The organism is Streptomyces hilarionis (assembly GCF_024539675.1).
GTDB classification, from domain to species: Bacteria; Actinomycetota; Actinomycetes; order Streptomycetales; family Streptomycetaceae; genus Streptomyces; species Streptomyces hilarionis.
In genome coordinates this window covers 1-12080 of record NZ_JAHHIT010000015.1, presented here as the reverse complement: position 1 = coordinate 12080, position 12080 = coordinate 1, and the positions used below count along the sequence as shown (strand labels likewise).

At 73.4% G+C, this 12080-nt stretch carries 10 protein-coding genes; 4 read left to right on the top strand and 6 right to left on the bottom strand.

Annotation, left to right across the window (positions count from 1 at the left end):
• The first annotated feature begins 277 nt into the window (after positions 1-277).
• Positions 278-1300, top strand: coding sequence for a LacI family DNA-binding transcriptional regulator (locus KMS84_RS04440; protein WP_256914692.1), 1023 nt, complete (start codon positions 278-280; stop codon positions 1298-1300).
• Positions 1301-1439: 139 nt separating this feature from the next.
• Here KMS84_RS04440 and KMS84_RS04435 read toward each other — a convergent pair whose 3' ends face one another.
• Complete coding sequence (locus KMS84_RS04435) at positions 1440-2807, bottom strand: glycoside hydrolase family 43 protein (protein WP_256914694.1); 1368 nt, start codon at positions 2805-2807, stop codon at positions 1440-1442.
• Between the two features lie 146 nt (positions 2808-2953).
• Positions 2954-4603, bottom strand: a complete 1650-nt coding sequence (locus KMS84_RS04430) for a glycoside hydrolase family 27 protein (RefSeq protein ID WP_256914691.1) — start codon at positions 4601-4603, stop codon at positions 2954-2956.
• A gap of 578 nt (positions 4604-5181) precedes the next feature.
• Here KMS84_RS04430 and KMS84_RS04425 point away from each other — a divergent pair.
• Positions 5182-5715, top strand: a complete 534-nt coding sequence (locus KMS84_RS04425) for a MarR family winged helix-turn-helix transcriptional regulator (protein WP_256914690.1) — start codon at positions 5182-5184, stop codon at positions 5713-5715.
• A 29-nt stretch (positions 5716-5744) separates the two neighbouring features.
• Here the strand turns inward: KMS84_RS04425 and KMS84_RS04420 are convergent, their stop codons facing one another.
• Both KMS84_RS04420 and KMS84_RS04415 read right to left on the bottom strand, forming a co-directional pair.
• Positions 5745-6977, bottom strand: coding sequence for a PP2C family protein-serine/threonine phosphatase (locus tag KMS84_RS04420; RefSeq protein WP_256914689.1), 1233 nt, complete (start codon positions 6975-6977; stop codon positions 5745-5747).
• 219 nt (positions 6978-7196) lie between these two features.
• Positions 7197-8360: a PP2C family protein-serine/threonine phosphatase gene (locus KMS84_RS04415; protein WP_256914688.1), complete on the bottom strand. Its 1164-nt coding sequence runs from the start codon at positions 8358-8360 to the stop codon at positions 7197-7199.
• A 162-nt stretch (positions 8361-8522) separates the two neighbouring features.
• Between KMS84_RS04415 and KMS84_RS04410 the strand changes: the two genes are divergently transcribed.
• Positions 8523-9008, top strand: a complete 486-nt coding sequence (locus tag KMS84_RS04410) for a MarR family winged helix-turn-helix transcriptional regulator (protein ID WP_256914687.1) — start codon at positions 8523-8525, stop codon at positions 9006-9008.
• Positions 9009-9378: 370 nt separating this feature from the next.
• Here KMS84_RS04410 and KMS84_RS04405 read toward each other — a convergent pair whose 3' ends face one another.
• Positions 9379-10023 carry an alpha/beta fold hydrolase gene (locus KMS84_RS04405; RefSeq protein WP_256914686.1) on the bottom strand — a complete coding sequence of 215 codons (645 nt, stop codon included), beginning with the start codon at positions 10021-10023 and terminating at the stop codon, positions 9379-9381.
• Positions 10024-10137: 114 nt separating this feature from the next.
• On the opposite strand from KMS84_RS04405, the gene KMS84_RS04400 reads away from it, so the two are divergent.
• Positions 10138-10512 carry a tetratricopeptide repeat protein gene (locus KMS84_RS04400; protein WP_256914685.1) on the top strand — a complete coding sequence of 125 codons (375 nt, stop codon included), beginning with the start codon at positions 10138-10140 and terminating at the stop codon, positions 10510-10512.
• 102 nt (positions 10513-10614) lie between these two features.
• Here the strand turns inward: KMS84_RS04400 and KMS84_RS04395 are convergent, their stop codons facing one another.
• A complete protein-coding gene (locus KMS84_RS04395) occupies positions 10615-12042 on the bottom strand; it encodes a PepSY-associated TM helix domain-containing protein (protein ID WP_256914684.1) in 1428 nt (475 codons plus the stop codon).
• Between the last annotated feature and the right edge of the window lie 38 nt (positions 12043-12080).

Below are 12080 nucleotides of genomic sequence, written 5' to 3'. Positions count from 1 at the left end.
AGATGTGTATAGAGACAGAGTTCCGTCCGCGCGCCGCCCTGCTGCGCAGCGGGCGCGGCGAGACGGACGGCTGGACGTGGCGGGGCGGACGGCGAACGATGGGCGGGGCGGACCGGGGTGGCGCACGGCGCGAACCAGGCGTCGGGCGCGCGGCCCCTGGCTCGTGAACCACGCGCAGCCGAGGCCCGGTTGGCCGACATTGCGCGGGGCGCACGCGGAAGCCGTTGCCCCGTTCCGCCGGGCCCGTAAGATCGGTGATCTCTTGGGGGAGGTGGTCATGGGCAGGCGACGCCCCGGCACTCCGACGCTGGAGGAGGTGGCCGCTCACGCCGGGGTGGGGCGGGGCACGGTCTCCCGCGTCATCAACAACGCGGCCGGCGTGAAGGACTCGACGCGCACGTCCGTGCAACGGGCCATCGAGGAACTCGGCTACGTTCCCAATCTCGCGGCCCGCTCCCTGGCCGGGCGGCGCGCCGACGCCGTCGCGCTCGTGCTGACGGAGCCCGACTGGAGGCTCTTCGCGGAGCCCTTCTTCTCGGAGATCGTGGGCTCGCTGGGCGACGCGCTGGCCGACACCGGGATGCAGTTGATGCTGACCCTGGTCCGGTCGGACGACGAGCGCCGGCGCTTCCTGGAGTACGCGCGCGGCGGCCGGGTCGACGGAGTGCTGCTGATGTCCGTGCACGCCGGGGACCCGCTGCCGGACATGCTCGCCGAGGCGCGGGTGCCGACCGTGATGCTGGGGCGCCGCTCGGGCGACGAGTACGTCAGCTACGTGGATGCGGACAACGTGGGCGGTGCCCGCAGTGCCGTCTCCCACCTCCTGTCCCGCGGTCGCACGGTGATCGCCACCGTCACGGGGCCGTTGGACATGTACGCCGCCCGGTGCCGGCTGCGCGGCTACCAGGACGCTCTGGCGGTGGCCGGCCTGAAGGGCACACCGTCCCTGGTCGCCGAGAGCGACTTCACGCAGGACGGCGGGCGGCGCGCCATGTCCGGTCTGCTCGAACGGCACCCGGAGATCGACGGCGTCCTCGCCGCGTCGGACACCACGGCGGCCGGGGCCTTGCAGGCGCTGCGGGCGGCGGGGCGACGCGTGCCGGACGACGTCGCGGTGATCGGCTTCGACGACTTTCCGCTGGCGCAGCGCACCGAGCCGCGCCTGACCACCGTGCGGCAACCGCTGGAGGAGATGGGCCGGGCGATGATCCGGCTGCTGCTGGAGGACATGGACGAGCCGTCGGTGGCCTACCGTCATGTGATCCTCAGGACGGAACTGGCGGTCCGCGAGTCGGCCTGACGCGGCAGCGGCGGGAGCGCTCCCGGTGAGCGCCCGGGCGCCCTTGCGGCCGCGGCCGGGCGACACCCCGCCGCGCCCGCCCGACCGCGGGGTCGGACGGGCGCGGACGGTGTCCCCCGGCGCGGAGCCGGCCGATGCGCTACCGGTGCGCGCCGACCGCGGCGCCGCGCGTGAACTGCCACCAGTCGACGTTGAACAGATAGCCGCTGCCGCCGGAGAAGCGCAGGTAGAGGTCCTGGGTTCCCGTCGCGCCGCTCACCGGGCAGGTCACCGTCGTCCAGGCCTGCCAGCCGCCGGTGTTCGGCACGCCGCACCGGCCCACGACCGTCCCGGTCGGCGAGCCCAGCCGCACTTCGACCGTGCCGCCGCCGTTCGCGGAGGCCACGCGCGCCGCGAAGGACGACGCGCCCGCCCCGAAGCCGACGCCCTTGACCTTGACGTAGTCGCCGTTGTCGATCCAGCCGATGTCCCGGCCGCCTTCGGCCGACGCCTCGGTCTCGATCCCGGACTCCCAGGCGATCGTCTCGGCCTCCTGGCGCACGTACGGGTCGAGGGGGCCGGCCTGCGGGGCGCCCGAACTCGTCATGGTGATCGTCGGGATCGTGCCGTCGGCGTTGTAGGAGAACTTCTCCACCGCGACGGAGCGGGTGTAGCCGCCCCCGCCCGGCAGTGCGCCGTTGTGGTAGAAGAAGTACGAGTTGCCCTTGAAGTCGACGATGCCCGGGTGGTTGGTGAAACTGCCGCCCTGGGTGGGCATGATCGTCCCGCGGTAGGTCCAGGGACCGGTGGGGCCGGGCGAGGTGGAGTAGGCGATGAACTCCGAGCAGCACTTGGCCGCGAACACCATGTAGTACAGGCCGTTGCGCTTGTAGAACCAGGGTCCTTCCTCGTACAGCGTGGGGCGGTTGGCGTCGCCGGTGCGGGCGCCGAATCCGGCGGCGGTCAGCGGGGTCCTGGTGGGGCTGCCCGAGTAGGAGGTCATGTCGGCGTTCAGCCGGACGTACCAGAGGTTGGGGTTGCCCCAGTACAGGTAGGCCTGACCGTCGTCGTCGACGAAGACCGTCGGGTCGATCTCGCCGTTCTCCACCAGCGGGTGGCCGAGGGCGTCGCGGAACGGTCCGGTGGGACTGTCCCCCACGGCCACGCCGATGGCCATGCGGCCGGTCGCGCGGTTCTTCACCGGCACGTACCAGTAGAACCGGCCGTTGCGCTGCACGGTCTGTCCCGCCCAGGCGTCGGAGGAGGCCCAGCTGAAGGTGGTCAGGCCGAGCGGTGAGCCGTGGTCGGTCCAGTTGACCATGTCCGACGAGGACCAGACCCGCCAGTCCTTCATCGTGAAGTAGGTGGAGCCGTCCTCGTCGTGGCCGGTGTAGAGGTAGACCCGCCCGTTGTACACCAGGGGGGCGGGGTCGGCGGTGTACACGTGCTGCACGATCGGGTTGTCGGCCCTGGCCGCGCTGGGGTGCAGCGCGGCGGGGACCACGGCGAAGGCCAGCAGGAGGCCCACCACCCAGGCGAGCGCCCGGGTGAGCCGCGGGCCGGCGGCGGACGACGGCGTGGCGGCCGTCGTCCCGGCCCCTGGGCGACCGGCCTGCGGAACCTGCGGGGGACGGTGGGCGTTCTGCGGGTCGGCGTCCGGTGCGTCGACGTCGCTCATGTGCGGCTCCACTTCTGGCCGGTCCGGCCGTCGCAGCTCCACAGGACCAGCGGGGTGCCGTTGGCGGTGCCCGCCCGGTCGACGTCGAGGCACAGCCCCGCGTGGACGTTGCGGATCGTGCCGTCGGAGCCGACGGTCCACTTCTGGTTGTCCTGGCCGTTGCAGGGCCAGGTGATGACCCGGGTGCCGTTGGCCGTCCCCCGCTCGGAGGCGTCGAGGCACTTGTCGCCGAAGACGCGGATCTCGCCGCCCGCCCAGCCGGTCCAGAGCTGGTTGGCTGCCGTGTGACAGTCCCAGAGCAGCACGGTGGCCCCGGCGGCGGTGGAGCCGTTGTCGACGTCCGCGCAGCGGCCGGAGCCGGCGCCGCGCAGCCGCGAGGTGGTGGCGGCGAGCGGGCTGCCGCCGCTCACCCGGTACACGGCGACGCCGTGCGCGGGAACGCTCGCCGAGATCTGGCCGGACGAGGTGGACGTGCCGCCGGTCCACAGGTCCGTCAGCGTGAACTGCCCGCCGGACAGGCCGATTTGAGCCGCGGTGGTGGCGACCGTCGCGGCGCTCGCTCCCCGGTTGAACAGGCCGACCGCGACCGAGCCGTCCGACAGGGCCTTGGCGAAGACCTCGGTGGCGCCGTCGTCGCGCACCCGGCGGCCGCCCGCGCCCAGGGGGTCCTGGTCCACGGCCAGCAGGCGGGGGTTGCGCAGGACGGCGCTCACGTCGGCGGACATGGTGCGGATGTCGTTGCCGGCCATGAGCGGGGCGCCCATCAGGGCCCAGAGGGCGAAGTGGGAGCGGGACTCGGTGAGCGACAGGCCGGGGCGGCCGACGACCAGCATGTCGGGGTCGTTCCAGTGGCCCGGGCCCGACTGCGCCGCCAGCGGCGCGGTGACGTCGAGGACGTTGCCGACGCCCATCGGGTAGCTGTTGGTGTTGCCGTTCTGCCAGATGTCGAGCAGGTCCTCGGTCGTCCGCCACAGGTCGGCGACCTCGCCCCAGTTGTAGGAGGCGCCGGTGATGGCGTGGAAGCTGTTGGGGTTGATGCTGTAGACGATCGGCCGGCCGGTGGCGCGCAGCGCGTCGCGCATGAGCGTGAACCGCGCGACCTGCTCGTCGCGCGTGCCGCTCGACGAGCACCAGTCGTACTTGAGGTAGTCCACGCCCCACGAGGCGAACGTGGCGGCGTCCTGGGCCTCGTGGCCCCTGCTGCCCGTGGATCCGGGGTACGCGCCGCTGGTCTGCGCGCAGGTGCGCTCGCCCGGGACCTGGTAGATGCCGAACTTCAGTCCCTTGCCGTGGATGTAGTCCCCGAGCGCCTTCATCCCGCCCGGGAACTTGGCCGAATTGGCGCGCAGGTTGCCCGACGCGTCCCGCTGCGGGTCGAACCAGCAGTCGTCGACCACCACGTAGCGGTAGCCGGAGTCCCGCATGCCCGAGGACGCCATCGCGTCGGCGGCCTGGCGGACCTGCGCCTCGGTGACCCCGCACCCGAAGCTGTTCCAGCTGTTCCAGCCGAGCGGCGGGGTGAGCGCCGGGCTGCCGGGCGCGGCCGTGGCGGCGGCGCCGGAGTGGACGACGGCCGTGAGAGACGCGGTGAGCGTCAGGGCGGCGGCCGCGAGGAGATCGAGGAGTCGTCTGCCTGATCTGGGCACTCGGCTTCCCTTTCGGGGGTGGGGGCGCCGAGGTGGTCACCGACGGCGCCGGAGAGACAGGGGATGGCCGGCACGCTCGCAGAGCGATGTCATGCATATGACATTGATAGGCCCGTTCGAAATTTCGATAGGATTTCGGAATGCCGACCCCACGGATGGTAGAGAGACTCCCGAGCGTGTCAACACGATCGTCGAGCCAACTGCCGCGCCAGGCCATGTCGACCCGTTGGCGAACTCCTCGAATCCCGAAAGATTTCGTAGCCGTCGCCGAATCGTGCGAGCCGCATTGACGGGATCTGTCGGTCCCGGAGGGGGCGCGGGCTCAGACCGTGTCCAGCCCGGCCGCTTCGGCGGGGTGGCTCTCCAGCCAGGCCCGGGCGTCGGGGTTCTCGGTCCGCGTCCTTGGCGTTCGCATGCGGAACGATGCGGACGATGCGGGACTCCATGATCCGCTCCTGTTCGGCAGGTCTGTCTGGACCGGATGCAGTATCGCCTGGTTGCTCGTTCGCTCTTCGGGTAGTGCGTTTGAATGAGCATTGCATGTGAATTGCCTCGGGCTTACTGAAAGAGACTCGTTCGTGACGCACCTCGACGGCGCCGACAACGATCAGGCGAAGGGGCCGGGCCATGGTCCCCGGGTCACCGCCCGGGAGATCGCCGACGCCGCGGAGAGCCTGACGGACCTGTGGACCATGGCCGCCCAGCAGGCGACGCCTCGGCTGTCCCTGCATCAGCTCAAGGCGCTGCGGGCCGTCGCGCAGGCGCCGGGCCTGAATCTCACCGCCCTGGCGGAGCGGCTGGACATCGGGATGCCGACGGCCAGCCGGCTGTGCGACCGCCTGGAGGCGGCCGGCCTGCTGGAGCGCGGGACCCATCCGTTCAGCCGCCGCGAGGTGCAGCTGCGTCTGACGCTGTCCGGCCGGCAGGTGCTGAGCGATGTGGCCGCCCGCAGGGCGCAGGCGCTGGCCACCGTGCTGGGGGCGATGGAACCGGCCGACAGGGTCGCGTTGCGCCGGGGGCTGCGGGCCCTGCACGCCGCGCGCGAGGGCGCGCCGGTCCGCCCCGCGGATCCCGCCCGCCCCACGGATCCCGCGGACCCGAACCGTCGCTGACCGCGGTCCGGGGCGGCTCGCGTCGCGCGCTACCTCGTGCCGTTCCCCTCCTTGCCGCCGTCGCGGTCGTGCCGGTCGTGCCTGCCGTGCCAGTCCAGGCAGACGACGGCGGCGTCGGTGGCGAGTTCCTTGCTGCCGAAGTGCTCCATCAGCCCGGCGACGATGGCGCGCGCGGCTTCGTGGGGCGGCTCCCTGCGTGTGGCGCTCAGCGTCTGGCGCAGGGCCCGCTCCCCGAAGGATCCCCCGTCGGCGTCGCGTGCGCCGTGCACGCCGCTGCTGACCACGATCAGCCGGTCGCCGGGTTCCATCTGGAAGGTCTGCTCCTCGTACTGGGTCTCCTCGAACATGCCGAGCGGGAGCTGAGCCTCGAGTTCGATCTGTTCGACGCCTTCGTCGCGCTGCCGGTAGAGCTGGGGCGAGCCCGCGTCGACGGCACGGACCACGCCGGTCTCCAGGTCGAACCGCAACAGCAGGGTCGAGGCGTACGACGTGCCGCCGTACTGGGCGAAGAGGGCCTGGTCGGCGAGGCAGGCCTGGTCCGCGAGGCCTATGCCGGCGCGGCGCGCGTTGCGCAGGGCGCCGACGGCGAGGCTGGTGAGCAGGGAGGCGTCGATGCCCTGGCCCATGCCGTCGGTGACGGTGAGGGTGAGGTGGTCGGCTCCGGTCGACCAGTCGAAGTTGTCGCCGCCGATCGTGTAGGCGGGCTCCAGGTGGGCGCCGATCACATACTCCTCGCGGGCACAGCCCCGGCCGGGCAGCAACTGCCACTGCATCTCGGCGGCCAGCGTCAGCCGCCGGGTGCGACGGGCCTGAAGGTAGAGGTCGGTGTCGCGGCCGGCGGTGGCGACCTCGTGGGCGAGGGCGGTGGCGAAGTCGGTGAGCCGGAGCACGGTGGCCGGGTCGGTCGCGCTGCTGGGCAGACGGACGGACAGGATGCCCAGCCGGTCGCCGCGGACGGTGAGCGGCAGATGGACGACGTGCGTCGGCGACGAGCCGTCGGGGACCTCGACCACCGGCGCCTGGCCGAGGAAGGCGCGCCCGGCGGGCCCCTCGTGAGCGGCGACCGGGGCCGCGGTGTGCGGCAGGTGGGTGACCGGTTGCAGGACGCTCAGCGCGTAGTCGGCCATGAGCAGGGTCACCTCGTCGGCGCCGACGCGGTCGGCGAGGAGGCGGCGGGCGGTGGCGACCAGTTCGTGGGGCGCGGCGGCGCGCAGCTGGCTTTCCGCGGACGGCACCGGTTCAGACGTGTTCACGGCATCCACTCTCTCCCCCTATGACATCCACACTATCGCCACGCGCATGTCGCCCCGACTGCGCGAACCCACGGCGGAGGGGCGGCAGGCGTCTCACCGCCGCGGCGCAGGCACGCCTGCGCCGCTGCCCGCCCGCGCCCCCGCACGGGAGACGTTCAGCGGTGACGTCCGTCGGCGGCGCGTCGCACGACGGGGGGCCGCCGGAGCGCGGGGCGGAGGCCGGACCCGTCACTGCCGCCCGCGCCAGTCGAGGCAGACCACCAGGGCGTCGTCGTTGGGCGCCGTCCGCCCGCGGTGGCCCGTCAGTTCCCGCAGGACGGCCCGGGGGACCTCGGCGGCCGGCAGCAGCCGCGTCGACAGGATCGCGCGGGCCAGCGCGCTGTCCCCGTACGTCTCGCCTCCGGGGGACGCGACCTCGTACACCCCGTCGCTGACGAAGACGAGACGGTCGCCCGGCTCGACCCGGAAGTCCTGCGCCAGGTAGTCGGTCTCCTCGAACATGCCCAGCGGCAGCTGCGCCTCGAAGGCGACCCTCTCGACCGATCCGTCGCGCAGCCGCAGAAGCTGGGGCGAGCCGGCGTCCACCACCCGGGCCCGTCCGGTGGACAGGTCGAAGTCGAACATGAGGACCGACAGGTAGCAGCGGCCCCGGTAGTGGGCGTAGATCGCCTGGTCGGCGAGGGCCGCCTGGTCGGGCAGGGAGAGGCCCGCCCGACGGGCGTTGCGCAGGGCGTTGACCGCCAGGTTCGTCAGCAGCGAGGCCTCGATGCCCTCGCCCATGCCGTTGGACACGTAGAGCGTCAGCCGGTCGGCGGTCGCCGACCAGTCGAAGTTGTCGCCGAAGATCGCGTACGCGGGCTCCAGCTGGGCCCCCAGCTCGTACTCCGGACGCGCGCAGGAGCGGCCGGGCAGCAGCTGCCACTGCATCTCGGCGGCCAGCGTCAGCCGGTCCTTGCGCCGTGCCTGCAAGTAGAGGTCCGTGTCCCGTTCGGCCACGACCACCTCGTGCGCCAGCACGTCGGCGATCTCCGTCAGCTCGGCGAGGCAGTCCCGTGCGGGCTCCTCGCCCGGCACGGTCACCGACAGGACGCCCTGTCGGTCCCCCCGCACCGTCACGGGCAGGTGCACGCACACCTCGCCGTGCGGAAGGCCCTCGAGGTAGGGCTGCTGGGCGCCGAAGGCACGGCCGGCCGGGCTGTTGTGCACCGACACCGGTTCCAGCGTGTGCGGCAGCACCGACACCGGCTGAAGGACGGTGAGACCGTAGTCGGCCATGAAGAGCTCGACCGAGGTCGCCGCGTACTCGTCGCAGAGCACGCGGCGGACCGCGTCCAGCAGCTCGTGGGGCGCCGCCGTACGCAGAGCGCGTTCGGCGGTCACGAATCTGTTCACGGTTGTCAAAACACCCAATCTTTCGTCGGACGTTCGCAGGTTCTGTGCGCGGGGCGCGGCCGGTTCGCACGGCCGCACGGGCCGGTCACCGGCCCCGGTGCGTCGGGCGGCCGGTCACCGGCCGCCCGACGGACCACCGCAGGCCCCGGCGCCTGCGAGAATGTGGCGGTGACTTCCCTGCGCCCCCGCCCTGAGCCGGACGAGGTCGCCCGCGTGGCCTCCACGGCCGCGGAGTTGCTGGAGGTGTTGTGGGGCCGGGCCACGACGGCGCCGGTGTCGGCGTCGCAGTTGCGCGTGCTGCTCGTCCTCGAGCATCGCGAAGGCGTCAGTCTGCGCGCCCTGAGCGAGGCGCTCGCGTCCACGCCGCCGTCGACCAGCCGGCTGTGCGACCGGCTCCAGGCGGCCGGCTTCGTCGAGCGGTCGGTGAGCCCGGCGGACCGGCGCGAGGTGCGTCTCCACCTCAGTGGCCAGGGCCAGGCCTTCCTCGCCGATCTGCGCACCCGGCGCGAGAGCGCGCTGCAAGCGGTGCTGGACCAGATGCCCGCCGCCGAGCGGAGCGCGCTGCTGCGGGGACTCGAAGCGTTCTGCGACGCGGCCGCGACGCGGATACACCACGACCCCGGGGGTTCCGGCACCCGCACGGCCTGAGCCGGCCACCGACGTCTCACCTGCCGCCCGCCGTTCGACGCCGGCGTCCGGCGAACGGAGCGGACTCCGCCCACCGCAGCATCCAGATCCTTTCCCTGGCACGTCCGACCTCCACTTTCTTGCCTCACGGCTATAGTTGTCAAACGGCAACTGTCATCCGTGGGCGTCATGCCTCCGGAAACCGATTACCCCCTGAGGTGGCGACCTTCGCCCCTGTGGGCAAAATCTCGACGGACGAGCGCGGCGAACGGCCGTACCGAGGCCGCGCCAAGGCGTACGGACGCCGGGCTCGGCCACGGCGGATGCGGGCGGGAACGGGCGGCCGACCGGCGGCGGACGCGGCGCGGAACCCTCGCGGGTCTCGCGGGTCTCAGGTGATCGTGCGGGCCCGTGCGGGAGCGGGGCCATCGTCGGAGCCGATCGCCGCGGCGACCTCGCCGAGGTCGTCGTTCAGCTGGTGGTCGCGTCCGGGCAGGCGGTGCACCCGCGCCCACGGAATCGCACGGGCGTAGAGATCGGCGTGCGACGGCGGGGCGGTCTCGTCCGCCAGGCCGTGGAAGACATGCACCCGCGCGCCGCGCGGCAGGCGCGCCCCGAGGTCGGCGGGGAGGGCGAAGTCCTCGTCGGCCGGCCAGCCCCCGGGGCCGACGAAGGGGGCGGCGACGAGCACGATCGCGGCGAGCCCGGTGGAGGCCGGCCGCCGGGCGAGCGTGTGGACCAGGATCGTCCCGCCCACCGAGTGGCCGACCACGACCGCGCCGCCCGGCAGGTCCGCCAGTTCACGCCGGAGGGCCGGTGTCCACCGTGCGGGGCTCGGGTCGTCCTCGTCGGGCATGCGCGGGTAGCGGACCTCGTACCCGTCCCCCAGTTCGCGTCGCAGACTGTCGACCAGCCTGAAGTCCCAGGCGTCGTACGTGCCCGCGCCGCCGCCCTGGACGAACAGGATCTGCCGCGCCCCTGCCATGTCGTCGCCCCTCGCGCCCTCGCGGCGGTCGCCGCCGTCCTGTCCCAGCATGACAGCGGGGTCCGACACCGCCCTGGCGCGAGCGCCGGGGCCGCTCGGAGGGGCGGCCGGGTAATGGAATATTCAACCAACCGTCGCGGTTGTGGGCCCCGAAGGAGGTCACCAGTGGACACGACCTACGAGACGACGACCGGCGCCACCGCGTACTACGCCCACGGAACCCCGGCCGAGCGCTGGGAAAGGGCCCGGCTGTTCTTCGGCGCGAAGGAGTACACCGCCGCCGCGCGGGTGCTCGCCGGGCTGGTCGAGGAGGAGCCGGAGCAGACCGGACCGCGGCTGCTCCTGGCCCGCGCCTACTACCACTCGGCCCAACTGCGCCGGGCCGAGACCGAGTTGCGGACGATCGTCGAGCGTGACCCGGTGGAGCACTACGCGCGCCTGATGCTGGGCCGCACCCTGGAGCGGCAGGGGCGGCACGAGGAGGCCGCGCCGCACCTGCGGCTGGCCGCGGCCCTGTCCGGGGAGTTCCCACAGGACTGACCCGGCGCGCGGCCCGGGCCCCGGAGCAGGCCCCCGCCGCCCGCACGGCGGCCGCCCACGCGGCCGTCGCGCGGTGCGGCGCGCCCGCGGGACCGGCCGCGCTCAGACCGTCCGGCGGCGGCGGTGCGCGATCTCGCCGAGGACGACGTCCACGACGACGAAGCCGGCGAGCGGAATGCCCAGCAGCGGGACGAAGTACCCGAGCACGGCGACCGCCGCCATCAGCGGGACGAGGACGGACGGCGGGACCTGCGCCCAGGCGCCCCGCGGAATCGGCCGGCCGAAGGACGAGCCGCGGCCGCGCCGCCACCACATCAGGTAGCCCAGCACGATCAGCCAGATCAGAGCGAGCGCGAGGAGCATCAGCGCGATCTGGTTGACCAGCCCGAACAGGACGCCGGTGTGCAGGTCGATGCCCCACCGGGTCAGCTTGGCGAGCAGGGGGTGGTCGGCGAAGCGCGAGACGTCCGTGACCTCGCCACTGGCCGGGTCGACCGCCACGGCGTCCTGCTTCTCGGGCCAGCTGCGCTGCACCTGCTTGACGACGTAGGCGGAGGACGCGTCCGCGGGCGGGACGATCTCGACCGGGTCGCCCAGCCCCTCCGCCCGCGCGGCGGCCAAGATCCGGTCGAGCCCGACGCCGTGCCCGGCGTCGCCGCCGCTGCCGGCCGCAGCGGCGTGTCCCGCATGGTCGCCGCCGCTCGCGGCCGCCGAGACCGACGGGGTGGACTGGCCGAGGGAGGTGCGCAGTTCGTCGATGGTGGCGCCCGCGTACGTCGACCAGGTCAGTCCGGTCGCGGAGAGGAAGAGGAAGCCGAGGGCGGCCCACGCGCCGACCGTGCCGTGCAGACCGAGCGCGCGACGCCGTCCGCTCGTGCCGCGCACCGTGCGCAGCGCGCGGCGGCGGGAGAACCACAGCACGAGGCCGCCGGCCGCGATCACCCACAGCCAGCTGGCGGCGAACTCGCTGTACAGGCGGCCGTTCTCGCCGAGGCGCAGATCGCGGTGGAACTCGTCGATCCAGGTGCGCAGGGGCAGGGCGCCGGTGGAGCCGTACTGCTCCAGAGCGCCCCGCACCTCGCCCGTGTAGGGGTCGACGAAGACGGCCAGGGTGTGGCCGGCGTCGACGCCCCGGACGCCCGAGAGCATGACCCTGGTCGTGGCGTCGCGCCCGGGCGAGGGACGGACGGCCGAGACCGTGCCCTCGGGGTGGGCCTTGCGGGCCGCGTCCACCTGTGCGGAGATCGGCAGCTTCGTGTCGCCGGCCGGCACCGTCAACTCGTGGGCGTAGACGAGCTTCTCGGCCTGGAACGCGCCGGCGTAGAGGAAGCCGGTGACCGCGGCGACCAGCAGGAAGGGCGCGACGAACACGCCGGCGTAGAAGTGCAGCCGCAGCACCAGCGGGCGCAGCGCGGCCCACGCGCCGCGGGGCCCGGACGCGGGAGCGGTCGGACGCGGCGCCCCGTCCGCCGGGGAATCCTCCGGTCGAGCGGTGCCGAGCGCTGGGGAGGTCGGGGGAACGGTGGACATCGGCGGGCTTCTCCGGGGTCGAGGGGAGGGTGCGGGAG

Bases quoted from the DNA above. Each gene is read 5' to 3' on its own strand.
- KMS84_RS04440 (WP_256914692.1), top strand. From the start codon at position 278: ATGGGCAGGCGACGCCCCGGCACTCCGACGCTGGAGGAGGTGGCCGCT.
- KMS84_RS04405 (WP_256914686.1), bottom strand. From the start codon at position 10,023: ATGCTGGGACAGGACGGCGGCGACCGCCGCGAGGGCGCGAGGGGCGAC.
- KMS84_RS04395 (WP_256914684.1), bottom strand. From the start codon at position 12,042: ATGTCCACCGTTCCCCCGACCTCCCCAGCGCTCGGCACCGCTCGACCG.